Source organism: Streptomyces cupreus (genome assembly GCF_014257025.1).
GTDB lineage: Bacteria > Actinomycetota > Actinomycetes > Streptomycetales > Streptomycetaceae > Streptomyces > Streptomyces cupreus.
Map to the genome: position 1 here is coordinate 22847 of NZ_JACMSF010000062.1, position 25054 is coordinate 47900.

Genomic DNA, 25054 nt, shown 5'->3' on the forward strand with positions numbered 1-25054 from the left:
CGACCCCGGCTCCGAGCGAGCGCGGCTTTCAGTAGCCGAAGACCTGGGTCCAGGTCCAGTCGTCATCGACAAGGCCTATGCCCATGCTGGTCAGAGAACAGTTGAGGATGTTCTCGCGATGGCCTTGAGAGTTCATCCAGGACTCCATCACGGCCTCCGGGGTGCTCTGTCCCTGGGCGATGTTCTCCGCTCCGGGCGACGGATGCCCCTGGGCGGTGGCCCGGTCGACGAAGGTGCGGCCGTCCAGGCTGGTGTGGTCGAAGTACTGGTTGGCCGACATGTCCTCGCTGTGCAGTTGAGCGGCGCGCGCGAGGCGGTCATCGAGCTTCACCGGCTGGCAACCGGCCTTCTCCCGCTCCGTGTTGACGAGGGCCAGGACCTGCGCGGCCGGGGTGTCGGCAGGAGCGGCGGCGGGGGTGGACGGGCGAGGCTCGGGCGTCGCAGGCTTCTGCTCCGGCTTCGTGCGCGACGGTGTCGGCGTGGGCTTCGGGGACTTGGCGCTGGGCTTGGATGAGGGGGACTTGCTGGGTGACGGGGACGCAGATGCCGAGGGGGTAGAAGCGGAGGAGGATGCCAGGGGCGTATCGGACTGTGTGTCGGCAGCGGACCGGACCTTGTCGCCCTCCCCGTCCGGCTGCACACTCAAGGTCGCGACGGTGCCTCCCGTGATCAGTACGGCAACCGCGGCGGCGACGCCGGTGATGCGGCGTCGCTGCGGTATTCGCCCCCGTCGACGGTGACCGTGCCGACCCCGAGCGTGTGCGGCGCGCACCGGCGCGAGTACGGCCGTGGGGTCCCCCGTTCCGGATGTCGTGCCGGATTCCGGGTGGGCGCGTGCGTAGTCGTCCTCTGCCGTGGCCGTGGGGTGATCGTGGTCCGGGTGCGCCGGCGCCCCGAAGGCTGCCGCCTCGGCCGCGATTTCGGCACCGCCGAAGGCGGTCAGCCCGGCGAGACCGGTCAGCGCGGCAGCCACGGGCACCAGCCCCAGACCCACCAGCAACCCCTCGGCCGGGAACAGGTCGGCCTGGTGCCCCGCGCACTGAACACAGTCCCGTGCATGCCGGGCGATGCGCTTGCGCCACAACGGCGACGGGCGGCCGTTCCAGTTCCCGATCAGCTGGTCGAGGCGAGCGCACAACGGCGTCGCGGACAGCGCGCGTACCACCAGGCGGGCGGTCTCCAACTGTGCCTTCATCCGCTGCACCCGTACGGCCGTGTGCTGCTGCGACACCTCCAGCGCCGCGGACACCTCCGCCCGGCTCAGCTCGCCGACGGCCTCCAGCCACCACAGCGACAGCAGCACCCGGTCATCGCCGTCGAGCCAGCGTGTGGCCTCGGCCACCTCGCGCCGCTGGCCCTCCAGACCGAGCCGCACGATCGTCAGGTCCACGAAGTCCGCACCAGGGTCGGCCACGTCATAGGCGTCCTGGAGTTCCGAGCCCGCCGGTGCCACCTGCTGCCGGTACTGGTACGTGCGGATCTGGTTCATCGTGATGGCCACCAGCCAGGACCGGAAGCTGCCCGGGTGATGCAGCGAACCGAGGCCGCGCAGCGCACGGAGCATGGTCTCCTGTACGACATCGTCGACGTCGGCGTGCCCGTTCAGCGCCCGTCCCACGATGTTGTACACCAGCGGCAGATACGCGCCGACCAGCTCGTCCTGTGCCCACAGAGCACCACGCTGCGCCGCCTCGACCACGGCGTACTCGTGCTCTCCCCTTGCTGCCATGCCTGATTCACATCCCTCTCCGGTTCACGCATTCTTTCGCCCGGTACAAGGGGAGACCCCCGACCGGGTGCGCCATAACAGAAACCGGCCCGGCCACGAAGCACGATTCGCGGTCTGGACGCCGAAGCCACAACTCCCTATGTTCGTCCTGATCTTCCCGGGCGCGAACGACGGAAGTCCGGGACCGGACCTCCCGAGTTGGGACGTGGGATCAGTGCACTCTGTCGGGCGCAGGCGGTTTCTCGGGTACGTCCTCGCCGGGCCGACGCTCGTGGCCGCGGCCGAGTTGGGCGCGGCGCCGGAGGCCGAGGCGGCCGTACCCTCACCGGACGTCACCGAGTTGGTCGACCTCAACGACGTACTGACCGCGGCGGCGCTGCCGACCGCCGACCTCATCACGGTCGAGGTGCATCCGGACGGCACCGTGTCGTTCGCGTTGCCGCGGGCCGAGGTCGGGCAGGGCATCACCACGTCGACGGCCATGCTGATCGCCGAGGAGTTGGACGTACCGCTGGAACGGGTGCGGGTGACGCTGGCCGACGCACGGCCCGAGTTGCTGTTCAACCAGCTCACCGGCGCGTCGAACACGACCGTCTCGACCTACGTCCCGATCCGGGTCGCCGCCGCGGTCGCCCGGGGCCGCCTGCTTCGGGCCGCGGCGATCGAGCTGGGCGCGGCGGTGACCGATCTGACCCTGAAGGCCGGGGTCGTCACGGATCTCGCGGGCCGGAGCATCGGCATCGGCGCGCTCGCCGAGAAGGCCGCGGGCCTGCGGACGGAGCGGGTGTCCGTGGAGCTGAAGCCGCGTGAGGACTTCTCCGTCATCGGCACCCCGCGCGGCCGGATCGACGCTCTCGCCGCGGTCACCGGGCGCAAGAAGTTCACGATGGACCTCGACATACCGGACGCCCGGCCGACCATGGTGTGCCGTCCCCCGACCATCAACGGCACGATCGGGTCGGTGTCCAACCTCGACGAGGTCCGTGCCATGCCGGGCGTCACGGACGCCGTCGTGATCTCCACCGGGGTGGCCGTCCGTGCGGAGACGTTCGGGCAGTGCATCGACGCCGTGCGCGCGCTGCGTGTTGCGTGGCGGGCCGGTACCGCGGAGGGGCAGTCCGACGAGTCCGTGCTGGAGGATCTGCGAGCCGCTGAACTCCCCCTGGGTCTGCCGCCGTTGACGCCGAGCGTGGAAGGGAAGTTCACTTTTCACTTCCGGGGCAACAGCGCACTGGAGCCCAACTGCGCGACAGCCGACGTACGTTCCGACCGCGCGGAGATCTGGGCGTCCCTGAAGTCACCGATCGTCGCCCAGCAGACGATCGCCGCCAAGCTCGGTCTTCCCGCCCACGCGGTCACGGTGCATGTCACCGAGGGCGGCGGCTCCTTCGGACGCAAGCTCTTCTTCGACGCCGCGCTGGAGGCCGCGGAGGTCTCCCAGAAGATCCGCAAACCGGTCAAGCTCATGTGGCACCGCGCCGACGACTGCCGTCAGGGGCGCACCCATCCCATGGCGACCTCGCGGGTCCGCGTCTCCTACCTCGGCGACACCGTACTCGGTTACCAGCAGCGGCACACCAGCGTCGCCACCGACTTCGGCCACGGCCTCGGCGAGGTCTTCAGCGCTCTCGCGGCGAGGCTGCCGGTGGGCGACATCGGCTTCTCCGAGACGTTCTTCCAGCTCTCCCAGTCGATGCCCTACGACTTCGGCGCCGGCATCCGGCTGCTCAGTGAGACGAACAAGGGCTTCAACACCGGGAGCATGCGCAACGTCTACTCGCCCGACGCCGCCTGCGCCCGTGAGCTCGTCGTCGATCAGGTCGCGGCGCGGATGGGCAAGGACCCCTTCCGGTTCCGGCGTGACTTCCTGCGCGACGAGCGTGCCCGGGCGGTGCTGGAGAAGGTGGCCGAGGCCGGGGAGTGGGGCCGGACCATGCCGGAGGGCACGGCGCAGGGCATCGCCTTCCACTCCGAGTACCACTCCGTCAGTGCCGCGCTGGTGGAGCTCGACTGCCGGCCGGAGACCGTCGACCGCCCCATTCGCGACGGGGTGGCCGGACCGCGCGTCACCAAGGCCGTGTTCGCCGTGGACGTCGGTCTCGCCGTCAACCCGCGTGGTCTGGAAGCGCAGATGATGGGCTGCGTCATGGACGGCATCGCGCTGGCGCTGACCTCCAGCCTGCACCTGCGCGACGGCCACTTCCTGGAAGCCAGCTGGGACAACTACTTCTACACCCGGCAGTGGAACACTCCGCCCGAACTCCGGATCATCGTCATGCCGACCACCACCGGGGAGCCTGGCGGGGCGGGCGAGTTGGGCGTCGCCGCGTCGATGGCCGCGGTCGCCTGCGCCTACGGCCGTGCCACCGGCACGATGCCCACCCGGTTCCCGATCAACCACGGCACGCTGTCCTTCACTCCCAAACCGACCGTGCCGCCCGTCCCGCCCTCCCCCACCGACGGCCTGGACCACGCCCACTGACCCGAGGAGCCTTCGTGCCCGAGCACACTTTCCGCCTCAACGGTGAGCAGGTCACCGTGGAAGTCGCGGACGACGTACGGCTGTTGTGGGTGCTGCGCGACATCCTGGGCGTCACCGGCCCCAAGTACGGCTGTGGCATCAACGTGTGCAAGGCGTGCACCAGCCACCTCAACGGCAGGGCCGTCAACCCCTGCGCGATCCCGGTCAAGGACCTGGAACCCACCGACGAGGTCACCACGATCGAGGGCCTGCCCGCCACGGTCGGCGCGGAACTCCACCCGATGCAGCAGGCGTGGCTCGACCAGGACGTGGCCCAGTGCGGCTACTGCCAGCCGGGCCAGATCATGGCGGCGGTCGCGCTCGTCCGCCGAGTCGCCGAGGAGGACCGCGAGATCACCGAGGCCGACCTCGACGGTATCCGCAACGTGTGCCGGTGCGGGACGTACTTCCGCATCCGTGAGGCGATCAGGGCGGGCGCCGAGAAGATGTGAGGTCGGAACGCCCGTTCGCCTCCCGGGCGGATCCTTCGCACGTCACTCTGCGGCGCGGCTCGGCAGCAGGGTGCCCAAGCGGGAGCGGACCGCCTCCACGGCTTCCCATTCCTCGATGCTGAGGTTGGCCAGAGCGGCCGGGAAGACGCCGTCCTGCTCCTTGAGGATGTGCTCGCGCAGCAGGTCCAGGGTCTCGATCAGCCGCTGCGGCCACGTGGGATCGGCCAGGAACGGCCCGTCCGCCTCCGCCAGCACCGCCTCGATGTGCCGGTGCTCGGCCTCCAACGCGCCGATCTGCTCGGGGAATTCGGCGGCCAGCGCCGGGAACAGGCCGTGCTCCTCGACCTCGGTGTGCGGGCCCAGCACGGCGCTGATCTCCCGGGCCAGCTGCGCCATGCGCGTGACCTCGCCGTCGCGGCGGGCGTCGCGTACGAAGCTGATGAGCCGCACGACTCTCTCGTGCTCCATGGTCAACTCGTCGATGGTTTCCAGCGCTTGGCAGCCGCAGTACTCGCACATGGTGGGGTGCTCTCCGGCTTCAGGCCGTCGCCGCGGCGGGGGCACGGCGGGTGAGGGCGCGGCGCACGCCGGTGCCGGTGAAGGCCAGCGCGGCGCCGGCCACCACGGCCAGCAGCACCAGGCCGATCGCGTACGAGCCGTACGCGCCGTACAGGGCGCCCATCACCAACGGCGGCAGGAAGCCGCCCAGTCCGCCCGCGGCACCCACGACGCCGGTGACCGAGCCGACCTTGCCGGCCGGGGAGAGCAGCGCGACCAAGGCGAAGACCGCGCCGCTGCCGACGCCGAGCGCGGCGGCCATGGCCAGGAAGGCGAGGGTGCCGGTGGGCGCGAGGGCGGGGGTGAACGACTGGACCAACGCTCCGGCGAGCACCACGGTCAGGGCGGCACCCAGGACGCGGACCGGGCCGACACGGTCCGACAGCCAGCCGCCCACCGGGCGCATGGCCACCGCCAGCAGTACAAATCCGGCCATGCGGTTCGCCGCGTCGGCCTGGGTGAGGCCGTAGCCGGTCTTCAGGTAGGTGGGCAGGTAGACCGAGAAGGCGACGTAGCCGCCGAACGCCACCGCGTACAGGGCGGACGCATGCCAGGTGATCCCCAGCTTGAAGGTGTCGGTCAGACGGCGGGCCAGAGTCTCGGCGGGCACCGCGCGGCCGGGGGCGTCGCGCAGCACCAGCGCCGCCGTCACCGCGTACGCGGCCAGCACGGCGGCGATGATCCAGAACGGGGTGGCCATGCCGCCCGCGTCCACCAGCTTGACCGTGGTCAGGGCGCTGATCGCGGTGCCGCCCATGCCGGCGCCGAAGATCCCGATCGCCAGGCCGCGCCGCTCCGGCAGGAACCAGGCGCTGACGAAGGGCACGCCGACCGCGAACGCGGTTCCGCCGATCCCGAGGAAGAACCCGCCCGCCAGCAGCGCCGCCAGCGAGGAGTGCCCGGCGAGCCCGAGGTACAGCACCGGCACGATGGTGACCGCCGAGACCAGCGGGAACATCACCCGCCCGCCGAACCGGTCCGTCAGCCCGCCGACCGGGATCCGGCCCAGCGAACCGACCACCACCGGCACCGCCACCAGCAGCGACTGCTCGAACGACGACAGGTCGAGGCTGTCCTTGAACCGCGGACCGAGCGGGCTCAGCAGCGCCCACGCCCAGAAGTTCACGGCGAAGCCGACCGTGGCCAGCGCCAGCATCAACCAGGCTCGGCCCGGCACCGGCGCCTCCCTCGGCGTCGCATCGTTTCTCCCAGACGGCTGGAGCACCATCTCGTCCCTCCCGGTCGTGGTGACGTTTCCGGCCGCGCGGCGGCCTGTGCTCCAGGCTTCGCCATCGCGTACGGCCGGGCACAGGGCCCAAGGTTCCTCGTGCCGGACCGACTGGTCCCTGACGCGGGCCGGTCTTTCGGCGGGGAGTCAGGGCCGATGGTCCCTACTCGGATCGGTCACGTGGTGCGCGGACGCGCGAGGTGTACGGCGGCCTTCGGGGCCGTAACCGAAGCGGATGAGCACCTGCGGGTGGCAGCGCCTTTGCGGCAGGCGCATCTCGTCGCGCAGGGTGGGCCACTCCATCGCCTGGTGGAGGATCGACGTGCGCACTCCGTGGGCGGTGGCGGTCAACAGGACGCACTGCAGCGCCTGTCCGGCGCGCAGCCAGTCCTCGCGACCGTCCTGCGGGGTCCACAACAGCGCGATCTGGACGTGGCGTTCGAAGGGCAGGGCGGGCAGCAGACGTGCGGCGGGCAGCGGGCCGATGAAGTTCCGCATCGGCATCCGACCGGTCGCGTCCAGGGGGCCCAGGGCGGTCAGCGGAATCCCGTAGGGGCTGTGGGATCCCGGCGCGTTGATCCAGGCGCGGGACTCGGCGGCGCGGGCCCGGCCGGCGTTGTTGCGCGCCTCGGCCTCGGCGGTCAGGCGCAGCAGCCGACGCCTGGCACGCAGGTCCGGTACCCACAGTCGTGCGCCCTCGGCGTACGCGCCGTCCGCCATCCGCGCCACGACCGGCTCGGGCACCGGGCGGCCGGTGAACGGTCTGCGACTGGTGTGCCGGCGCTCGATGGCCTCGTACAGGTCGAGGTCCTGTGGCCCATGGCCGTACGGGTCCGGGCGGCCGGTCAGCCGTACGACGGCCACCAGGTCGGGGTCGCCGGGGTCCGGGAGCAGCCGTACCTCCGGTCGCCAGCCCAGGTGCCGGGCGGCCACTCGTAGGTTGAACACCGCGGCGCCGACGGAGAGATGCCGGGCGCGTCCCTTCGGGTCGGCCCGTGGCAGGGCCCGCTCCGCCGCCACCCGGACGTGCAGGGCTCGGCGTGCGCGGTCCACGCCGAAGCGCCACGGCTGTGTGTTGTGGATCGACGGGGCCGCGGTGGCGGCCGTCAGCAGCATCTCCACCGCCGGGGCGTCGAGTGCGGGTGTTTCGGAGGTTTCAGGTGCGCGCATCGTTTCTCCCGGTCTTGTGCAGGGGTGTTTCTGGGGGTCCATGCGGCATCGCGTGGCGGTCAGGTCGCGAGCAGGGCGGTGGCCAGCAGTACGACGCCCAGTGAGCCGATCAAGGACACGACCGCCAGGGCTCTCGCCAGTTCGGCGCGGCCCTTGGCGTGGACGGCTCGGGCAGCAGCCGGGTCTCCGGGGTCAGGCCCGCGTGCGCGGCGGTGACGCGCAGGTTGAACAGTGCCGCTCCGCAGCCGATGTGCAACGCCCGGTCGCCGGGATCGGAGTGGGGCATGGCCCGCTCAAGGTCGGCGAACAGCAGGACAAGGTGCTCGTCGGCGACGAAGCGGAAACGCCAGGGCTGCGCATTGTGCATGGAGGGAGCGGCTGTGGCCTCGGCGATCAGCGTGGTCACCGCCTGCTCATCGAGCTGCCGCAGGTCCATCGCGTCATCGTCGCGCGGTGTGTGCGCGGCCGGAAGAGCGAACCGGCCACGCACACAGGGGGCGGCTCAGCGAACCGTCGCGCACCTGCCCATCGATCAGGCACGCCGTTCGGCTGCCGAGGTGCCCAGTCGCGCGGTCGGTCGCGCAGTCGTCGCGCGCCGCCGGTACACCAGGTACGGCCGGACGAGATAGCCGATGGGGGCGCTCCACACATGTACCAGGCGGGTGAAGGGCCAGGCCGCGAAGAGCAGACAGGCGGTGAGGGCGTGCAGCTGGAACAGCAGGGGTGCGCCGGTGATCGCCTCGGGTTCGGGCCGGAGGGTGAAGACGCCGCGGAACCAGACGGAGACGGTGGGGCGGTAGTCGTAGCCGCCGCCGAACACGTTGTGGGCGGCCGTCGCGGTGATGCCGAGCAGGACGGTGGCGGAAAGCAGCGGGAAGAGGAGTTTGTCGCTGCGGTCGGTGCCCAGCCGGATGCTGCGGGTCAGCAGCCGCCGGGCGCACAGCATGCCGAGCCCGGCGACCATGGTCACGCCGGCCACCGAACCCGCCCATACGGCGGTGGTGTGGTAGGTGTGCTCGCTGATGCCGACGGCCTCGGTCCAGGAGGCGGGGACCGCCAGGCCCACCACATGCCCGGCGATGACCATGAAGGCGCCGAGGTGGAAGAGCGGGCTGCCCCAGCGCAGCCAGCGGTGTTCGAGGAGCTGGCTGGTGTGGGTGGTCCAGCCGAACTGGTCCTGCCGGTAGCGCCAGACGTGGCCGACGACGAACACGGCGAGGCAGACGTAGGGGACGGCGACCCACAGCAGGAGATCGGTGCCGCCGGTCGCGGCCGCGAGGGTGGGAGGGGCGGTGGTCATCGGGGGCCTTCCGGGGTCGACAGGGGCGGCACGAGCGTGGGCGGGGCCGGCTCGGGCGGTACGAAGGTGCCGGGTTGGGCGAACTCGCCCTCGCCGTACGTCCCGTAGGAGTCGAGGCCCACTTCTTCGGTGGGCGGTCCCTGCGCCGCGAGTTCCGTGACGGCTTCGAGGTCCCCGGCGGTGGGCGGCGGAAGGAGGGTGAGCAGCGCGGCCAGGACATGCCGGTACGGGGAGTCGGCGTCGGTCAGGGCGCGATGGATCAGCTGGAGTCCGCGCCGGTGCTGGCGCAGCGGGGCCTCGCCCGTGCGCGCTCCGGTGAGCGCGGCGAATTCCAGGACGACCGGCAGGTGGTCGGGGAGTTCGCCGCCGTCGGTGTCCCAGCCTGCGGCCCGGTAGCGCTGGGCGAGGGTGAGCAGGGCCATGCCTCGGCGGCGGGTGTCGCCGTGCAGGTAGTAGGTGAGGTAGAGGCTGCTCTTGCGGCGCAGGTCGAACATCTCGACGTAGTGCCGTTCGAGCGCGTCGGGCTCCTGGCCGCTGAACCAGGCGGTGAAGTCGGCCAGGTGCTCGGCGGCGGGCGAGGGGGGCAGCGCGGCGACGGTGGCGGAGAGGACGGGCCGCGCGGAGGCCAGACCGGCGTCCGGGTACTGCAGCAGCAGCGACAGCAGCCTCAGCAGCAGGGCCCGGTCCTCGGCCTCCTGCGGCGAGACGCGTGCCGGACGGCGCACCGCCGCGCGGATGCGGGTGCGGACCATCGCGGGGACCGTGGCAGGCTGCGGGCTCATCCGTGGTCTCCCGTGGTGCGACGGCGCAGGGTGGGGATGCCGAGCATGACCTTGCGGGGTTCAGCGGGGACGGAGGACTCGACCGGGCAGCGGTTCTCCATCGCGGTCAGCGCGGCCGCGTCCTCCTTGTGGGCGGCCGGGACGACGTACCGGTCCTGGTACTTGGCGACGGCGAGCAGCCGGTGCAGATCCTCCGCCTGGCGCGCCGTCAGGCCGACGGCCTTGAGCGCGGTCTCGTCGCCCGGCTCCCCCAGGGTGCGCTCACGCATGTACGAGCGGAGCGCGGTGAGCTTCATCAGCACCCCGGCGACCACGTCCGTGTCGCCGGCGGTGAACAGTTCCGCCAGGTATTCCAGCGGGATCCGCAGCCGGGTGACGGCGGCGAAGACATGGTCGGGGTCGTCCCGGTTTCCGCCCGCCACGTCCACGGCGTCGAGGACGGGGGACAGCGGGGGCACGTACCAGACCATGGGCTGGGTGCGGTACTCCGGGTGGAGGGTCAGCGCCACCTTGTACCTCATGACGAGGTCGTACACCGGGGAGCGCCGGGCCGCGTCCAGCCAGTCCTCCGGGATCCCCGACTCCCGTGCCGCCGTGATGACTTCGGGGTCGTGCGGGTCGAGGAAGACACCGCGCTGGGCGTCGAGGAGGTCGTGCTCGTCGGGGGTGGCGGCGGCCTCGCCGACGCGATCGGCGTCGTACAACAGCAAGCCCAAGTAGCGAAGGCGGCCGACGCACGTCTCGGAGCACACCGTCGGCTGGCCGGCCTCGATGCGCGGGAAGCAGAAGGTGCACTTCTCGGCCTTGCCGGTGGCGTGGTTGACGTAGACCTTCTTGTACGGGCATGCCGTCACGCACATCCGCCAGCCGCGGCAGCGGTCCTGGTCGACGAGGACGATGCCGTCCTCGACGCGCTTGTACATCGCGCCGGACGGACAGGCCGACACACAGGCGGGGTTGAGGCAGTGCTCGCACAGGCGGGGCAGATGGAAGAGGAAGGTCTGCTCGAACTCGAACTTCACCTTCTGCGCCCAGGCCCCGGTGAGGTTGGGGTCGCCGCCGGCGTGCTCGGGGGCTCCGCCCAGGCCGTCCTCCCAGTTGGCGCCCCAGGTGATGGCGGTGGGCTTGCCGGTGAGGACGGAGCGGGGTCGGGCGACCGGGATGTCCTTGCCGGCCGGGGCGCTGACCAGGTTGTCGTAGTCGTAGGTGACCGGCTCGTAGTAGTCCTCGATGGACGGCAGGTCGGGGTTGGAGAACAGCGACAGCAGCCGCTTCAGCCTGCCCCCGGAGCGCAGCACCAGCCGGCCGCGCTTGTCGAGCATCCAGCCGCCCTTCCAGTGCTCCTGGTCCTCGTAGCGGCGGGGGTAGCCGACGCCGGGCTTGGTCTCGACGTTGTTGAACCAGGCGTACTCGACGCCGGTGCGGTTGGTCCAGGTCTGCTTGCAGGTGACCGAGCAGGTGTGGCAGCCGATGCACTTGTCGAGGCTCATCACCATCGCGATCTGTGCCATGACGCGCATCAGTAATCGACCTCCTGAGACCGCCTGCGAATCACAGTGACCTCGTCGCGCTGGTTGCCGGTCGGGCCGTAGTAGTTGAAGGCGTAGGTGAACTGCGCGTAGCCGCCCGCGAGATGGGTGGGCTTGAGCAGCAGCCGGGTGAGCGAGTTGTGGATGCCGCCTCGCCTGCCGCTGACCTCGGTCTTCGGCACGTTCACGGTGCGGTCCTGGGCGTGGTACATGTACACCGTGCCCTCGGGCATGCGGTGGGTGACCACGGCCCGGGCGGCGACGACGCCGTTGCGGTTGTACGCCTCGATCCAGTCGTTGTCTTTCACCCCGACCTTCTCGGCGTCCCGCAAGGACATCCAGATGGTGGGTCCGCCGCGGGACAGGTCGAGCATGTACTTGTTGTCCTGGTAGTTCGAGTGGATGGACCACTTGGAGTGCGGGGTGAGATAGCGGACGGTGACCTCCGCCCGGTCGCCCTCGTGCAGATGCTCGTCGCCGTAGTGCCGAGGTGTGTTCAACGGGGGCCGGTAGACGGGGAGTTGCTCGCCGAGCTCGGCGATCCAGTCGTGCTGGACGAAGAAGTGCTGGCGGCCGGTGAGGGTGTGCCAGGGCTTCTTGTGCTCGGTGTTGATGACGAACGGCGAGTAGCGGCGGCCACCGGTCTCCGAGCCCGACCACTCGTACGACGTCATGACCGCGCGCGGCTGGGTGCGGGTGTCGGCGAAGGTGATCCGCTCCGCCTCACGCTCGGATGCCAGCTCGACCAGTCCCTCGCTGCCGGTCTGCCGCTCCAACTCCCGGAATCCCTCGGTGGCGAGGCGTCCGTTGGTGGTGCCGGACAGGGCGAGGATCGCCTCGCACATGTCGGTGGCGGTGGCCAGGGAGGGCCGCCCGGCGGCGATCCCGTCCCGTGCGGTGCCGCAGCGGCGCCGCAGCTCGTCCAGCTCCTGGTCCGGGTGGACGGTGATGCCCTTGGTGGTGGTGCCGAGGGTGTCGAGGAGCGGGCCGACGGCGCGCATCTTCTGCGCGGTCGCGCCGTAGTCCCGCTCGATGGTGACCAGCTTGGGCATGGTCCTGCCGGGGATCGGCTCGCACTCCCCCGTCCTCCAGTCCCGTACGGCCCCGCCGGGCTGGGCGAGTTCGTCGGGGGTGTCGTGCAGCAGTGGCACGGCGAGGACGTCGGTGCGCCTGCCCAGGTGCTCGGCGGCCAGTTCGCTGAACCGGTCCGCGATGGTGAGGAAGGTGTCGTAGTCGGTGCGGGCCTGCCAGGGCGGGGCGATGGCCGGGGTGAAGGCGTGCACGAAGGGGTGCATGTCCGTGCTGGACAGGTCGTCCTTCTCGTACCAGGTGGCGGCCGGGAGGACCACATCGGCGAGCAGCCCGGTGGAGGTCATCCGGAAGTCCATGGTGACCAGTAGGTCGAGCTTGCCCTCGGGGGCCTCGTCCCGCCACACCACGTCCTTCGGCCGGTGCTCGGGCGGGGTCTCCTCGGAGCGGACCGCCGCGTCCGTGCCCAGCAGGTGGCGCAGGAAGTACTCGTTGCCCTTGCCGGAGGAGCCGAGCAGGTTGGCCCGCCACACGGTCAGCACACGCGGGAAGTTGGCCGGGTCGTCCGGGTCCTCCGCGGCGAAGCGCAGCCGCCCGGACCTCAGCTCGTCGACGATGTGCTCGGCGACCGGGCGGCCCGCGGAGGCCGCCTCGTCGGTGAGGTCGAGCGGGTTGCGGTTGAAGCCGGGGTGACCGGGCGTCCAGCCAAGCCGCACGGCCTGCGCCAGGCAGTCGGCGAACCCCTTGCCCGCGAACCGGCCCTCGCCCAGCGGGGAGGCCAGCTCCTCGGGCCCGAACGCCTCGTACCGCCACTGGTCGGAGTTCAGGTACCAGTAGGAGGTGCCCGCCATGTGCCGGGTGGGGCGCTGCCAGTCGAAGGCGAAGGCCAGATGCTGCAGGCCGGTGATCGGGCGGATCTTCTCCTGGCCGACGTAGTGCGCCCAGCCGCCGCCGTTGACGCCCTGGCAGCCGGTCATGGTCACCAGCGCCAGGAACGCCCGGTAGATGGTGTCGGAGTGGAACCAGTGGTTCGTCCCCGCACCCAACGCGATCATCGAACGGCCCTCGGTCCGCTCGGCGTTACGGGCGAACTCGCGGGCGATACGGGCCGCCTGCTCGGCAGGCACCGAGGTGACCGTCTCCTGCCAGGCCGGGGTGTACGGCTGGGTCGCGTCCTCGTACGACGACGGCCAACTGCCCGGCAGACCCGGCCGGTGAACGCCGTACTGAGCCAGCATCAGATCGAAGACCGTCGTGACGAGCCGTCCGCCGATCCGGCGGACCGGCACACCCCGGACCATCGTCGAACCGCCCTCGGTAGCCCCCTCGTCGAAGCGGGGCAGCGCGATCTCGACGGTGTCCTCGGCGCGGTCGATCAGGCTCAACTCCGGGACCGTGTCGCCCAGATCGAGGTTCCAGCGGCCTCGCTCGGCCTGCCCCCACCGGAAGCCGAGCGAGCCGCCGGGGATCACCGGTTCGCCGGTGGCCCGGTCCAGGAGGACGGTCTTGTGGTCGGCGTGTTCCTCGTCGCTGCCGAGGTCGGCGGCGGTCAGAAAGCCGTCGGGGACAAGACCGTGGTCGTTCTCGCGCAGGGTCACCAGGAACGGCGCGTCCGTGAACGTACGCAAGTACCGCTGGAAGTACGGCACTTGACGGTCGACGAGGAACTCGCGCAGGATCACGTGCCCCATCGCCATCGCCAGCGCCCCGTCCGTGCCGGGGTGCGGGGCGAGCCACTCGTCGGCGTGCTTGACGTTGTCGGCGTAGTCGGGGCTGACGGCGACGACCTTGGTGCCGTTGTAGCGGGTCTCGGTGAGGAAGTGCGCGTCGGGCGTGCGCGTGACGGGGATGTTGGAACCCCACATCACCAGATAGCCCGCGTTCCACCAGTCCGCGGCCTCCGGTACGTCCGTCTGGTCGCCGAAGACCTGCGGTGAGGCGATCGGCAGGTCGGCGTACCAGTCGTAGAAGGAGAGCAGCGTGCCGCCGATCAGCGACATGAAGCGGGCGCCGGCCGCGAAGGAGGCCATCGACATCGCCGGGATCGGGGAGAAACCGGCGACGCGGTCGGGGCCGTACGTCTTGATCGTGTGCACATGGGCGGCGGCGACCAACTCGCTCACCTCGTCCCAGTCGGCGCGCACCAGGCCGCCCTTGCCCCGGGCCCGCTTGTAGGCGCGGGCCTTCGCCGGATCCCCGGTGATCTCGGCCCAGGCCGCCACCGGGTCACCGAGCCGGCGCCGGGCCTCGCGCCACAGCTTCAGCAACTCGCCCCGCACGTACGGGTATCGGACCCGGCTCGGCGAGTACGTGTACCAGGAGAAGGACGCCCCGCGCGGGCAGCCTCGGGGCTCGTACTCGGGGCAGTCCGCGCCGATCGACGGGTAGTCGGTGGCCTGGTGCTCCCAGGTGATGATGCCGTCCTTGACGTACACCATCCACGAGCACGAACCGGTGCAGTTCACGCCGTGCGTGGAGCGCACCACCTTGTCGTGCGCCCAGCGGTCCCGGTAGAAGCCCTCCCACTTCGGGTCCCCCTCGCCGAACACGGCACGTCCGTCGGCCGACACCTCACGACGGGTGAGCAGCCTCCGGGCGGCCAGTGGCCAGCCTTCCGCTCCGCGTCCGTGCGGGGGACGCGCGGTCTTGTCGTTCTCCATGGTCAGGAACGGTAGGAGGGCCCCGGCGCGTCCGCCGTGGGCCGAACGGCCCTGTCCGAGCCCCGGTCGGTCCCGGTCCCGCGCGGGGCGCCGGGACCATGGTCCTTCTCCATGGGGCCGATGGTCCCTCCTGTTCCACAGGACCTTCCTAACGCCCGAAATGCCCGAATCCCCATTGCTATACAGAATGGGCCGCCGCTCGGCGAGCGGCCTTCGCTCCCCCTCTCTTTCCACCCCTCCCCGGGAGGCTTCATGCTGTCCGCAGAGTCCGCCGCCCTCGTCCGGGCCACCCTGCCCGCCGTGGCCGGAGCCCTCGACGAGATCACCACGCGTTTCTACGGCGCGATGTTCCGCGACCGCCCCGAGCTGCTGGACGGGATGTTCAACCGCGGCAACCAGGCCAGCGGGGCCCAGCGCCGGGCCCTGGCCGGGTCCATAGCGGGCTTCGCGACCGCGCTGCTGGCCGACCCCGACGCCCGCCCGGACGCCCTGCTGGCGCGGATCGCCCACAAGCACACCGCGGTCGGGGTGACCGACGACCAGTACACGATCGTGCACAAGTACCTGTTCGGCGCGATCGCCGAGGTGCTCGGCAACGCGGTCACCCCGGAGGTGGCCGCCGCCTGGGACGAGGTGTACTGGCTGATGGCCGGCGCCCTCATCGCCCAGGAGGCCCGGATCTACCAGGAGGCGGGCGTCGAGCCGGGCGACATCTGGCGGCCGTGGACGGTCGTCGAGCGCCGTGAGGAGACCGCGGACGTGGCCTCCTTCCTGCTGCGTCCGGCCGACGGCCGGCCGACCCCCGCGGCGAAGGCCGGGCAGTACGTCAGCGTCCGGGTGCTCCTGCCGGACGGCGTGGCCCAGCTGCGCCAGTACAGCCTGTCCTCCGACCCGGGCAGCGACCTGCGCCGCATCACCGTCAAGCGGGTAGCGGGCGGCGACGGCGCCCCGGACGGTGAGGTGTCCACGCTGCTGCACCGCACGGTGCGCACCGGGGACGAACTCGCGCTGTCCGCGCCCTTCGGAGATGTCGTCCTGGACGAGGCCGACACCCCGCTGGTCCTCGCCTCGGCGGGCATCGGCTGCACGCCCATGATCGGCATGCTCGCCCACCTCACCGCGACCGGCTCCACCCGCCGTGTCCTGGTCCTGCACGCGGACGCCTCCCCCGAGGAACACGCGCTGCGCGCCGAGACCCGCGAGCTGACCGGCCGACTGCCGCGGGCGGACGCCGTGTTCTGGTACGAGCGCTCCGGTGCCGCCGAATCCGACGCCCGCACCGGCCTGATGAACCTCGACGCCGTCGATGTCCCCTCCGACGCCACCGTCTACCTCTGCGGTCCCGTGCCGTTCATGCGCGCCGTCCGCACCCAACTGCTGGAGCGCGGCATTCCGGCCCGCCGGATCCGCTACGAGGTGTTCGGCCCGGACCTGTGGCTGCCGGACACGGTCTGACGGTCACAGCCCTGCGAGGCCGACCGGGAAAGGGGCAGGTCGGCCCCTGGTCACAGGACGGTCGGTCCCTCCCCCGCCAGGCGTGCGGGCGAGAGCCTGGAGAGGAATCGGGGGCCGACGGGCCCGTGAGACCCGGCCCCGGAGGAGGCGGTCGCCGTGCAGACCCGAACAGTCGGCGAAGTGATGACCAGCGAAGTCGTCGAGGCACGCCGGGAGATGTCGTACAAGGAGGTGGCACGGCTGCTGCACGGTCACCGGATCAGCGGGGTGCCGGTCGTCGACCACGACGACAAGGTCCTGGGCGTCATCTCGGAGACCGACCTGATCCGCCGGCAGGCGGCTCACGCCGGCCGGGGCGCGGGACGGCGGTTCCGGCTGCCCGCGCTGCGTCGCTCCGCCCGTGTCGAGGCCGCCAAGGCGCGCGCCACGACCGCGGAGGAGCTGATGTCGACACCGGCGATCACCATGCACCCGGAACAGCGGGTGGCGGACGCGGCCCGTGTGATGGAGCGGCACCGCGTCGAGCGGCTTCCGGTGGTGGACGAGGAGGACCGCCTGATCGGCATCGCCACCCGCCGCGACCTCCTGCGGGTCTTCCTGCGGACGGACGAGGAGATCCGGCAGGAGGTGCTCGACGAGGTCCTCACCCGCACCATGTCTCTGGCGCCCCACACGGTGATCGTCTCGGTCGACGACGGAATGGTCACGCTGGAAGGCCGGCTGGAGCACCGCAGCCACATCCCGTCGGCGATCCAGCTGACCTGGCGGGTGGACGGAGTCGTCGGTGTGGTGAACAGCCTGACCTACCGCATCGACGACACCCGCCCGCCCGAGAAGCACCCGTCCCGCAGGATCGAGCACTACTGGCTCCCGGAGCGGTGACCCGCCGCACTGGCGGCAGAGGCGTCACAGCAGCCTGGCCGGCCGGGGTTCCAGGGTGCGACCTTCGGACTGTCACGACATGTCACGAGGAGGAGGTGCGGTCCGATGCGGACGGTTGGGCGTACCAGACGCTTGCTGTGGCGGTGGCGGTGGCGGTGGCGGTGGCGGAACAACCCGCTGCGCCGACGCGACGACATCGTCGAGGCATGGATCGTGCTGGCCGTATGGACCGTCGTCGCGCTGGGCGGCACGCTCGTCGGCACGGTCACGGCCCGGGCCGCGGACGAGTCCTTCGCCGAGCTGCGCGCGGAGCGGCACCCCGTGCGGGCCGTACTCGTCGAGAGCACCCAAAGGGCCGTGGCGACGACGGAAGGCGTACGGGACAACCGCGTCCGCGCGACGGTCCGCTGGACGGCGTCGGACGGTTCCCGGCACACCGGCCGGGCCCTGGTGGACTCCGGAGGCAAGGCCGGATCGACGGTGACGATCTGGTTCGATGACGGGGGACGGCTCGTCGCACCGCCGCCGACCGCCGCCCATTCGTCCGCCGAGGCGGGCCTGCTGGGGCTGTCGGCCGCACTCGCCCTCAGTGGCCTGGTGTACGGCGCCGGCCGCGTCGCGCGGTGGCGGCTCGACCGTCGGCGCGTCGATGAGTGGGGCAGCGAGTGGGACCGGGTCGAACCGCAGTGGCGACGCAGGACCATGTGAACCACGATGGCCTGCCGGAGTTGCGCAAGGGCCCACCGGCCCCGAACTCGCCCCTGGTCGGCCCTGACGCTCCGTACTCCTGCCCGGAGACGATCAAGCATGCCCGTGGGCGGCCCCCACTCCCCCGGCCACACCCACTATGTGAGGGGGAGAGAGAGGACAACCAGGAGTGATCGCTCTAGTGGGGCATCCCGATCTCACCGCGTCGACGCTCGCGTCACTGGAGGAGGAGCTGCGCGAGCGGCTGGCCGCCTTCGCCAAGGCGGGCAAGGCCGGACTGGTCCGTGCGGGCCGGGGGCTCCCCCTGGCGTTCGGTCGCGCCGCCCGCGAGGCCGGGCTGGCCCTGGTGACCGTACTGCCGGCACACAACCGCGTGCCCGCCCGACTGGCCGAGCCCGACCGCAAGGCGGCCGGCGAACTGCTGCTGTTGTCGGAGCAGGTTCGGCTGCTGGAGTACGACCCGGAAAGCCACGGCTCGTGCGTGACCGCCGACGAGAGTCTGCTGCGGTCCTGCGCCCGCGTACTGGCCATCTGGGACGGATCGCCGTCGAACGGCCGGGACTGGACGGCGCACCTGGTGGCCTTCGCGCGCAGTCACGGACTCGATGTCGAGGTGCTCTGGCCACACGAGGCCCAGCACAAGCCCGCCCGCGAGGCTCCGTCATGACCGCTGGCCCCGCTGCCCGCATGGTCGACCTGGAGCGGGAGGAGTCGCTCAAGCTGCTGGCCGGTGCGCCCATGGGACGTGTGGGCTTCACCCACCAGGCACTGCCGGTGATCCGCCCGGTCAACCACCTCGTGAACGACGACGGCGACATCGTCATCCGCACCCACGCCGGAGCCGCGCTGCTGGCCACCGCCTCGGCGTCGGAGGTGGTGGTGTACGAGGCCGAACTCACGCCGTGGATCGGCGCGGAGATGGAGAACGTGGTCCTGATCCGCGCCGAGCTGGTGACCGGCTACCGGCTGGTGCGCCGGGGCGGCGGCTGACTACAGGTCGTTGCCCGCGTACGAGAGGTTGAAGCTCTTGTTGGTCAGCGGGAAGTCCGGGACGATCGTGTTCGACGCGGGTGGCGATGGTGCCGCGCCAGCCCTGGGTCAGACCTTCTTGACCACGCTGGACTTGAGCTGCATGGCGCCGAACCCGTCGACCTTGCAGTCGATGTCGTGGCCGTCCACGCCGTCGACGAGGCGGATGTTGCGCACCTTGGTACCCGCCTTGATGCCGGTCGGGCTGCCCTTGACCTTCAGCGTCTTGACCACCGTCACGGTGTCACCGTCGGCGAGGACGTTGCCGACCGAGTCCCGGATCACCTTGTCCCCGGTGTCGCCCGCGGACTCCTCGGACGTGGACGGAGACCACTCGTGCCCGCACTCGGGGCAGACCAGGAGCGCACCCATCTCGTAGGTGTACGCGCCGGAGCATTCGGGGCAGGGGGGAAGGGTGTCACTCATGGCACATGTGTCTTTCGGTCGGTGAGCCGATACGTGGGTCGGATGAGGTCGGGTGGGGTCAGGTGGGCCAGCCGTCGGTGCGCCACGTCTGCCGGCCCTCCTCGGGAGCCAGCGGGAACCGGGCGTGGGCGGACAGTGCCGCGGCCAGGTCGCAGTGGACGGGGATGTCCGGGCAGTCGCCGGGCGGGACCAGCGAGCCGTCGGCGGGGATGGCGGCCAGTTCCAGATCACGGCCCGCCCCGGCGAGGCGGCGCGCGGCCTCGGTGATGGCCAGCTGGCCCTCGGCGGACCAGCTGCGCAGCTCGGTCAGGTCGAGGATGACCGGCCCGGCGCCGCGGGCGACGACCCAGCCGACCGCTCCGGCGAAGCGCCGGACCGCGTCCGGGCCCAGGTATCCGGCGACGGAGAGGATGCCGAGATCCTGCTCGATGGTGTAGCGCCACTCGATGGTCATGGGGGTGAACTTCCTTGTGCGGGTTGTCCGTTGGCGGTCTTGCGTCCGGATCCCAGGGGCAGGGTGATCCATATGCTCTTGCCCTGCCCGTCGGCGTCGGCGCGGACGACCGCGGTGCCGCCCAGGCCGTGGGTGAGCTCCATGACGGTGGCCAGGCCGCCCGTACCGGCGCCGGTGCCGGAGCCGGTGCCGGAGCCGTACAGCGCGGGCTGGTGGGGGTGGCGGTCGTGGACGGCGAAGGCCAGGCAGTCGGCGCCCGCCGCATAGATCACGGTGAGCTGCGGGGAGAGCACGGCCGCGTGCCGGACGCTGTTGGTGACCAGCTCGCCCAGGATCAGTAAGGCCGGGTCGACGGCCGGGTGGCGCAGTCCGATCCCCCACTCGACCAGGGCCTTTTCGGCGGTCTCGCGGGCGAGGCGGACGGCCGACGGCAGGGTGGGCAGGGTGAGCACGTGCCGGTGGGTCAGGGTCTCCAGCTGGCTGGTCACCGGGTCTCCTCCGCCCGGGCCAGGCGGAAGCCGGTCACGTTCTTGGGGTGGATCCGCAGGAGCGTGTCGTGCGGGCCGTGGCTCCAGCCGGTCAGGTTGCGGTGGTAGTGGGCGGCCTCGTCACGGTCGGTGATCACCTCGGCGGGGCCGGAGGCGGTGACGGTCCAACCGGTGCCGGCCACCGCGCGGATCTCCTCCACGTGGTACGTCGCCGTCGCGGGGACCGCCGCTGCCGGGGCGGGCGTACGCACGATCAGACGGCCGTACTCCCACACATGCCGGGCGGGCCGTACGACGGTCAGTTCCCGCTGCACGTACACCAACCGCCCGAGGCTGCTGCCCTCCAGGAGCCACAGGGCCTCCGCGCCGGAGACCTCGACCATGCGCAGGGCGCTGGGGGACGTGCTCATCGCAGGGCTTCCTCACTGGACGTCGCGGTCTGCTGGATGGGCAGGGCGGGCAGGATCCCCGCGCACTCCAGGTGCTCCCTGGCGCCCCGGATCGCCTCGGGTGTGGTGGCGTACTCCCGGCCGTCGTGCCGCAGTGGATCGAGTGCGCCGACGGAGTCGAGGACCTGGCGCTGGCCGGGGCGTATGCCGGAGGCCAGGACGAGGATGCCGCGCCGCTTCAGCTTCTCCACCGCGTCCTTGAGGACGAGGGCGCCGGTGGCGTCCATCGTCGACACCCGGGACATGCGCAGGATCACGACCCGCACGTCGGCGACCTCGGTCAGCTCCAGCAGGAAGCGATGGGCGGCGGCGAAGGACAGCGGCCCGTCGATGCGATAGGCGACGATGTGCTCGGCGAGCAGGGCGTGCTCCTCGGCGGAGTGATCGCCTCGGTCGAGGGGCACCTGGTCGAGGCGGGCCTGCTTGGCCACGGCGCGCAGGGCGAGGGCGCCGGCCACGACCAGGCCGATGATCACGGCGTACACGAGGTCGAGCGCGAGGGTCGCGACGGCGGTGAGGACGAGGATCACGGCGTCGGAGCGGGTGGCCTTGGCCATCGCCTTGAGCGAGCCGACCTCGACCATGCGGATCGCGGTGGCCAGCAGCACGCCCGCCAGCGCGGCGAGCGGGATCTTGGAGACGAGGGGCGCGGCCGCGAAGACGATCGCGGCGAGGATCGCGGCGTGCGTGAGGGCGGCGAGCCGGGAGCCGGCTCCTGTGCGGACGTTGACCGCTGTGCGGGCGATCGCTCCGGTCGCGGGTACGCCGCCGAACAGCGGGGCGGCGATGTTGGCGAGCCCCTGGCCGAACAACTCCCGGTCGGGGTCGTGCTTCTGACCCACCGTCATGCCGTCGGCGACCGAGGCGGACAGCAGCGACTCCAGCGCGGCCAGGGCGGCGACGGCCACGGCCGGGGCCATCAGGGAGCCGAGCGCGCCCGGGTCGAGGAAGGACAGCGACGGCGCGGGCAGCCCGGACGGCAGATTGCCGATCGGTTTCGCCGCGTCGAGACCGGCGGCCTGTGCGACGACCGTGGCGGCGATCACGGCCAGGATGGAGAACGGGACGGTGGGGCGCCACCGGGCGCCGACCAGCATGACCGCGGCCACCGCGACCGCGAAGCCGACGGCGGTCCAGTTGGGCGCCTTGGCGAACTCCTCGATCGCCCGCCAGGTGACGACCAGCACGCGGTCGCCCTCCGGCTTGGGCACGCCCAGGGCGTTCGGGATCTGCTGGAGGCCGATCACACAGGCGATGCCGAGACTGAAGCCCTCCACCACGGGCGCGGGCACGTACTGCATGTACTTCCCGGCGCGCAGCGCGGCCAGCGCCACCAGCATCAGGCCCGCCATCAGCCCGACGGTCAGCACCCCGGTCGGGCCGTACTGGCCGACGATCGGCACCAGTACGACGGTCATCGCTCCGGTCGGTCCGGACACCTGGAGGTTGGAGCCGCCGAACAGCGCGGCGAGCGCGCCCGCCACGACGGCCGTGGCCAGACCCGCCTCGGCGCCCAGCCCCGAGGAGACCCCGAAGCCGAGCGCGAGTGGCAGGGCCACGATCGCCACGGTCAGTCCGGCGAGCAGATCACGGCGCGGGTCACGCCTCATCTCCGCCAGATCGGTACGGGTCGGCAGCAGCGAGCTGATCCGGGCCCAGGCCCGGCCGATTCCCGAGGTCATCGCGCGGAGACCTCGGCTTCCCGCAGCTCGGCCAGCAGTTCGTTGCGCCCCGCGAGCATCTCCGTCAGGATCCGGCGCGCGGCGCGCATCAGGTCGGCCACGTCCCCGCCGGCCAGCTCATAGACGACGGTGGAGCCCTCACGGGTGGCGGTGACGATCCCGGAGCGCCGCAACACCGCGAGCTGCTGCGACAGGCTGGACGGCTCCACCTCGATCCGCGCGAGCAGTTCCCGCACCGGCATCGGCCCGTCCTGGAGCAGCTCCAGCACGCGTATCCGTACGGGATGCCCCAGCATGCGGAAGAACTCGGCCTTGGCCTGGTACAGCGGAACGGACACGACCCCTCGGCTTCCCCTGCCGGCCCCGCCTTCGGGGCGCGCATGAAGCTGCGCCCGCGGCTACCTGCCGGCACAGCGAACACAGCATCTAACCAATTGCGAAACTTTGCAATTCGGATATCCGTTTTGTGATGGTCAGCACTGCATGCGGCGATGAGGAACACACCGACGACCGCGGCGGGAGCGGCGACGGCCACCGGCCAGGGCGGCGACCAGTCCGGAAGCGACGAGGGCCGCGAAGACGGTCCGCGAGCGTGCGTCGCCCCGGCCGTGCCCGGGCGGGCCGGCGTCCAGCGCCGCCCAGTGACGAGCGATCTCGCGCACCTCCCGGCGATGTTGCGCGGCGGCACGGATCCGCAGAGCGGCCGCTACAGCCGCACCCGCCACCACCATGGCGCATGCCACCTGCCACGCCGCGCCCAGCAGGAGCAGTACGGCGACCGTCGCGACCGCGGCCCAGCCGCTGAGGCAGGCAGCCGCGGCGGTACGGCGCGACAGCGGCCGGTCGGCTCCCGCCCTCAGGTCGGCCAGGGCGGGCAGGTACCAGACGCAGCCGGCGGCGGTCACCACCGCGACACCGAGCGCCGGTACGACGTGGGACACCGGGGGTGGACACGACGTGGCCCACTCCAGGGAGCGGCTGTGACCCCACGGATCGTCGACCCCGATCTTCTCGCCGTACTTGGCGGTCTTCCAGACGTTGTAGAAGAACGGCAGGATCGACAGGCCCAGCAGGAACGCGCCGATCGTGGACAGCGAGTTGAGGGCGGTGAAGCCGTCGAACACATCCTCCGGCACCGCGGTTCAGGAACGTCGCCGCGGCCGGCGCCGCGATACCGCTGCCCACCAGACTGTAGGCCCTGAGCCGCCCCTACTCGTCCTCCACCGGTACCCGCCACACCAGCGTGGTGCCACCGCCGGGCGGGCTGGTCAGGTCCAGGTGTCCGCCCAGCTGGTGAGCTCGTTCCGTCATGTTGCGCAGGCCGCTGCGGCGTCCCTCGGGGGGAATGCCCACGCCGTTGTCGGAGACGGTCACCCGTACCTCGCGCCCGTCGGTCTCCAGCACCACCTCGGCACGGCCGGCCTTCGCGTGCCGGGCGATGTTCGTCAGGGCCTCGGAAAGGACCGCCACCACGTGGTCGGCGGTCTCCTTCGGGACGTGAGTGTCCAGCAGGCCCTCCATACGCACGCTGGGCGCGAACCCCAGCACCGGCGCCGCCTCACCGACCACGCGCACGACGCGCGCCCGCAGACCTGGCCCGGTGCCGTTCTCGTGAGCCCGCAGGCCGAAGATCGTGGACCTGATGATCTTGATCGTCTCGTCCAGGTCGTCCACCGCCCGCAGCACTCGCTCCGAGGCCTGCGTGTGCTCGATGAAGCGGCCCGCGCTCTGCAGCGTCATGCCCGTGGCGAACAGCCGCTGGATCGCCAGGTCGTGGAGGTCCCGGGCGATGCGGTCACGATCCTGGAGGACCGCGATCTCCTCGGCGTCCCGGCGGTGTTCCGCCAGTTCCATGGCGACGGCTGCCTGCGCGGCGAATCCCTGAAGCGGCTCGGTCTCCGTCTCGGAGAACACGGGCTTGCCCGTCTCGCGGACCAGCAGCACCACTCCTCGTACGCCGTCGTCGGCGACGCCGACGCCGATCGGCACGGCCACGGCCGGGCCCAGTCCGGTGAAGCGCGTGGCACCGGTCTCCCCGCGCTCCCCGATGTCGTCGCGCGAGACGTCCGGGCTCGACACCGGGGTGACGTTGGAGAAGGCCCGGCCGATCAGGCTGTCGTCGACGGGCAGGACCAGCCCGCGATGGGCCTGCGCCTCCTGTCCGATGGCCAGCTCCACCGTGAGCGCGTCCGTGCCCTCCATGGGCACCGCGACCACGGCGAGGGCGGCGCCTGTGATGTCCCTGGCCCGTTCGGCGATCAGCCCGAGGACCTCACCCCGGTCGCTGCCGGACATCAGACGGTGCGTGATCTCCGCGCTCGCCCGCAGCCAGCGCTCGCGCAGCCGGGACTCCTCGTACAGCCGGGCGTTGTCGATGGCCACACCGGCAGCCACGGCCAGGGTGGACAGGACCGACTCGTCCTCGTCGGTGAACTGGGCCCCTCCGCGCTTCTCGGTCAGGTACAGGTTGCCGAAGACCTGGTCGCGGACCCGGATCGGGACGCCGAGGAAGGTGTTCATCGG

General features: G+C 71.5%; 23 protein-coding genes and 1 pseudogene. 7 read left to right on the plus strand and 17 right to left on the minus strand.

What is annotated here, in order from left to right:
• Positions 1-28: 28 nt before the first annotated feature.
• Entirely contained in the window at positions 29-1729 is a 1701-nt protein-coding gene (locus H4N64_RS36500; protein WP_186286892.1) for a sigma-70 family RNA polymerase sigma factor, read from the minus strand.
• 139 nt (positions 1730-1868) lie between these two features.
• Between H4N64_RS36500 and H4N64_RS36505 the strand changes: the two genes are divergently transcribed.
• Together H4N64_RS36505 and H4N64_RS36510 are read left to right on the plus strand one after the other, a co-directional pair.
• Complete coding sequence (locus tag H4N64_RS36505; RefSeq protein ID WP_186286893.1) at positions 1869-4211, plus strand: molybdopterin cofactor-binding domain-containing protein; 2343 nt, start codon at positions 1869-1871, stop codon at positions 4209-4211.
• Between the two features lie 14 nt (positions 4212-4225).
• Entirely contained in the window at positions 4226-4702 is a 477-nt protein-coding gene (locus H4N64_RS36510) for a 2Fe-2S iron-sulfur cluster-binding protein (protein WP_186286894.1), read from the plus strand.
• A gap of 42 nt (positions 4703-4744) precedes the next feature.
• On the opposite strand, the gene H4N64_RS36515 is transcribed toward H4N64_RS36510, so the two are convergent.
• The 8 genes from H4N64_RS36515 to H4N64_RS36550 all read right to left on the minus strand — a co-directional run bounded on the left by H4N64_RS36515 (position 4745) and on the right by H4N64_RS36550 (position 14958).
• On the minus strand, positions 4745-5221 hold the full coding sequence (locus tag H4N64_RS36515; RefSeq protein ID WP_186286895.1) for a hemerythrin domain-containing protein: 477 nt from the start codon (positions 5219-5221) through the stop codon (positions 4745-4747).
• Between the two features lie 19 nt (positions 5222-5240).
• Positions 5241-6416: an MFS transporter gene (locus H4N64_RS36520; protein WP_186286913.1), complete on the minus strand. Its 1176-nt coding sequence runs from the start codon at positions 6414-6416 to the stop codon at positions 5241-5243.
• A gap of 219 nt (positions 6417-6635) precedes the next feature.
• Positions 6636-7658 (minus strand): Acg family FMN-binding oxidoreductase, encoded by a 1023-nt coding sequence (locus tag H4N64_RS36525; protein ID WP_186286896.1) that lies wholly within the window; start codon positions 7656-7658, stop codon positions 6636-6638.
• Positions 7659-7767: 109 nt separating this feature from the next.
• The gene (locus H4N64_RS36530) at positions 7768-8094 is read right to left on the minus strand and encodes a hypothetical protein (RefSeq protein WP_418896324.1); all 327 of its coding nucleotides are present in this window, start codon (positions 8092-8094) and stop codon (positions 7768-7770) included.
• A 96-nt stretch (positions 8095-8190) separates the two neighbouring features.
• Positions 8191-8958: a respiratory nitrate reductase subunit gamma gene (narI, locus tag H4N64_RS36535; protein WP_186286897.1), complete on the minus strand. Its 768-nt coding sequence runs from the start codon at positions 8956-8958 to the stop codon at positions 8191-8193.
• On the minus strand, positions 8955-9740 hold the full coding sequence (gene narJ / locus H4N64_RS36540; protein WP_186286898.1) for a nitrate reductase molybdenum cofactor assembly chaperone: 786 nt from the start codon (positions 9738-9740) through the stop codon (positions 8955-8957). Before narJ ends, narI begins: the two co-directional genes overlap by 4 nt.
• Complete coding sequence (narH, locus tag H4N64_RS36545) at positions 9737-11260, minus strand: nitrate reductase subunit beta (protein ID WP_186286899.1); 1524 nt, start codon at positions 11258-11260, stop codon at positions 9737-9739. The genes narJ and narH overlap by 4 nt, the downstream gene beginning before the upstream one ends.
• On the minus strand, positions 11260-14958 hold the full coding sequence (locus H4N64_RS36550; RefSeq protein ID WP_186286900.1) for a nitrate reductase subunit alpha: 3699 nt from the start codon (positions 14956-14958) through the stop codon (positions 11260-11262). Before H4N64_RS36550 ends, narH begins: the two co-directional genes overlap by 1 nt.
• A 252-nt stretch (positions 14959-15210) precedes the next feature.
• Between H4N64_RS36550 and H4N64_RS36555 the strand changes: the two genes are divergently transcribed.
• From H4N64_RS36555 to H4N64_RS36575, 5 genes are all read left to right on the plus strand, one after another.
• Positions 15211-16413: a globin domain-containing protein gene (locus H4N64_RS36555; protein WP_186286901.1), complete on the plus strand. Its 1203-nt coding sequence runs from the start codon at positions 15211-15213 to the stop codon at positions 16411-16413.
• A gap of 156 nt (positions 16414-16569) precedes the next feature.
• Complete coding sequence (locus H4N64_RS36560; RefSeq protein ID WP_336246904.1) at positions 16570-17295, plus strand: CBS domain-containing protein; 726 nt, start codon at positions 16570-16572, stop codon at positions 17293-17295.
• Positions 17296-17400: 105 nt separating this feature from the next.
• Positions 17401-18003: an Rv1733c family protein gene (locus H4N64_RS36565; protein WP_186286902.1), complete on the plus strand. Its 603-nt coding sequence runs from the start codon at positions 17401-17403 to the stop codon at positions 18001-18003.
• A 169-nt stretch (positions 18004-18172) separates the two neighbouring features.
• Entirely contained in the window at positions 18173-18670 is a 498-nt protein-coding gene (locus H4N64_RS36570; RefSeq protein WP_336246905.1) for a hypothetical protein, read from the plus strand.
• Positions 18667-18993 carry a pyridoxamine 5'-phosphate oxidase family protein gene (locus H4N64_RS36575; protein WP_186286903.1) on the plus strand — a complete coding sequence of 109 codons (327 nt, stop codon included), beginning with the start codon at positions 18667-18669 and terminating at the stop codon, positions 18991-18993. Before H4N64_RS36570 ends, H4N64_RS36575 begins: the two co-directional genes overlap by 4 nt.
• 108 nt (positions 18994-19101) lie before the next feature.
• On the opposite strand, the gene H4N64_RS36580 is transcribed toward H4N64_RS36575, so the two are convergent.
• The 8 genes and pseudogenes from H4N64_RS36580 to H4N64_RS36615 all read right to left on the minus strand — a co-directional run.
• Positions 19102-19458: a zinc ribbon domain-containing protein YjdM gene (locus H4N64_RS36580; RefSeq protein WP_186286904.1), complete on the minus strand. Its 357-nt coding sequence runs from the start codon at positions 19456-19458 to the stop codon at positions 19102-19104.
• A 58-nt stretch (positions 19459-19516) separates the two neighbouring features.
• On the minus strand, positions 19517-19912 hold the full coding sequence (locus H4N64_RS36585) for an STAS domain-containing protein (RefSeq protein WP_186286905.1): 396 nt from the start codon (positions 19910-19912) through the stop codon (positions 19517-19519).
• Positions 19909-20400, minus strand: coding sequence for an ATP-binding protein (locus H4N64_RS36590; RefSeq protein ID WP_186286906.1), 492 nt, complete (start codon positions 20398-20400; stop codon positions 19909-19911). The genes H4N64_RS36585 and H4N64_RS36590 overlap by 4 nt, the downstream gene beginning before the upstream one ends.
• Positions 20397-20810, minus strand: coding sequence for a pyridoxamine 5'-phosphate oxidase family protein (locus H4N64_RS36595; RefSeq protein WP_186286907.1), 414 nt, complete (start codon positions 20808-20810; stop codon positions 20397-20399). The genes H4N64_RS36590 and H4N64_RS36595 overlap by 4 nt, the downstream gene beginning before the upstream one ends.
• Positions 20807-22531 (minus strand): SulP family inorganic anion transporter, encoded by a 1725-nt coding sequence (locus H4N64_RS36600; RefSeq protein WP_186286908.1) that lies wholly within the window; start codon positions 22529-22531, stop codon positions 20807-20809. The genes H4N64_RS36595 and H4N64_RS36600 overlap by 4 nt, the downstream gene beginning before the upstream one ends.
• Complete coding sequence (locus tag H4N64_RS36605; RefSeq protein ID WP_186286909.1) at positions 22528-22869, minus strand: metalloregulator ArsR/SmtB family transcription factor; 342 nt, start codon at positions 22867-22869, stop codon at positions 22528-22530. The genes H4N64_RS36600 and H4N64_RS36605 overlap by 4 nt, the downstream gene beginning before the upstream one ends.
• Positions 22870-23465: 596 nt before the next feature.
• Positions 23466-23649: pseudogene (locus H4N64_RS36610) on the minus strand (aa3-type cytochrome oxidase subunit I); the annotation flags it as partial.
• Positions 23650-23740: 91 nt separating this feature from the next.
• A partial coding sequence (locus tag H4N64_RS36615) for a sensor histidine kinase (RefSeq protein ID WP_186286910.1) occupies positions 23741-25054 on the minus strand: 1314 nt, incomplete at its 5' end.

What these genes read in the sequence shown, in the direction of transcription:
- H4N64_RS36580 (WP_186286904.1), bottom strand. Translation starts at nt 19,458, where the DNA reads ATGAGTGACACCCTTCCCCCCTGCCCCGAATGCTCCGGCGCGTACACC.
- H4N64_RS36500 (WP_186286892.1), bottom strand. Translation starts at nt 1,729, where the DNA reads ATGGCAGCAAGGGGAGAGCACGAGTACGCCGTGGTCGAGGCGGCGCAG.
- narH (WP_186286899.1), bottom strand. Translation starts at nt 11,260, where the DNA reads ATGCGCGTCATGGCACAGATCGCGATGGTGATGAGCCTCGACAAGTGC.
- H4N64_RS36515 (WP_186286895.1), bottom strand. Translation starts at nt 5,221, where the DNA reads ATGTGCGAGTACTGCGGCTGCCAAGCGCTGGAAACCATCGACGAGTTG.
- H4N64_RS36505 (WP_186286893.1), top strand. Translation starts at nt 1,869, where the DNA reads ATGTTCGTCCTGATCTTCCCGGGCGCGAACGACGGAAGTCCGGGACCG.
- narJ (WP_186286898.1), bottom strand. Translation starts at nt 9,740, where the DNA reads ATGAGCCCGCAGCCTGCCACGGTCCCCGCGATGGTCCGCACCCGCATC.
- H4N64_RS36525 (WP_186286896.1), bottom strand. Translation starts at nt 7,658, where the DNA reads ATGCGCGCACCTGAAACCTCCGAAACACCCGCACTCGACGCCCCGGCG.
- H4N64_RS36530 (WP_418896324.1), bottom strand. Translation starts at nt 8,094, where the DNA reads ATGGACCTGCGGCAGCTCGATGAGCAGGCGGTGACCACGCTGATCGCC.
- H4N64_RS36600 (WP_186286908.1), bottom strand. Translation starts at nt 22,531, where the DNA reads ATGACCTCGGGAATCGGCCGGGCCTGGGCCCGGATCAGCTCGCTGCTG.
- H4N64_RS36550 (WP_186286900.1), bottom strand. Translation starts at nt 14,958, where the DNA reads ATGGAGAACGACAAGACCGCGCGTCCCCCGCACGGACGCGGAGCGGAA.
- H4N64_RS36585 (WP_186286905.1), bottom strand. Translation starts at nt 19,912, where the DNA reads ATGACCATCGAGTGGCGCTACACCATCGAGCAGGATCTCGGCATCCTC.
- H4N64_RS36520 (WP_186286913.1), bottom strand. Translation starts at nt 6,416, where the DNA reads ATGCTGGCGCTGGCCACGGTCGGCTTCGCCGTGAACTTCTGGGCGTGG.
- H4N64_RS36555 (WP_186286901.1), top strand. Translation starts at nt 15,211, where the DNA reads ATGCTGTCCGCAGAGTCCGCCGCCCTCGTCCGGGCCACCCTGCCCGCC.
- H4N64_RS36575 (WP_186286903.1), top strand. Translation starts at nt 18,667, where the DNA reads ATGACCGCTGGCCCCGCTGCCCGCATGGTCGACCTGGAGCGGGAGGAG.
- H4N64_RS36565 (WP_186286902.1), top strand. Translation starts at nt 17,401, where the DNA reads ATGCGGACGGTTGGGCGTACCAGACGCTTGCTGTGGCGGTGGCGGTGG.
- H4N64_RS36595 (WP_186286907.1), bottom strand. Translation starts at nt 20,810, where the DNA reads ATGAGCACGTCCCCCAGCGCCCTGCGCATGGTCGAGGTCTCCGGCGCG.
- narI (WP_186286897.1), bottom strand. Translation starts at nt 8,958, where the DNA reads ATGACCACCGCCCCTCCCACCCTCGCGGCCGCGACCGGCGGCACCGAT.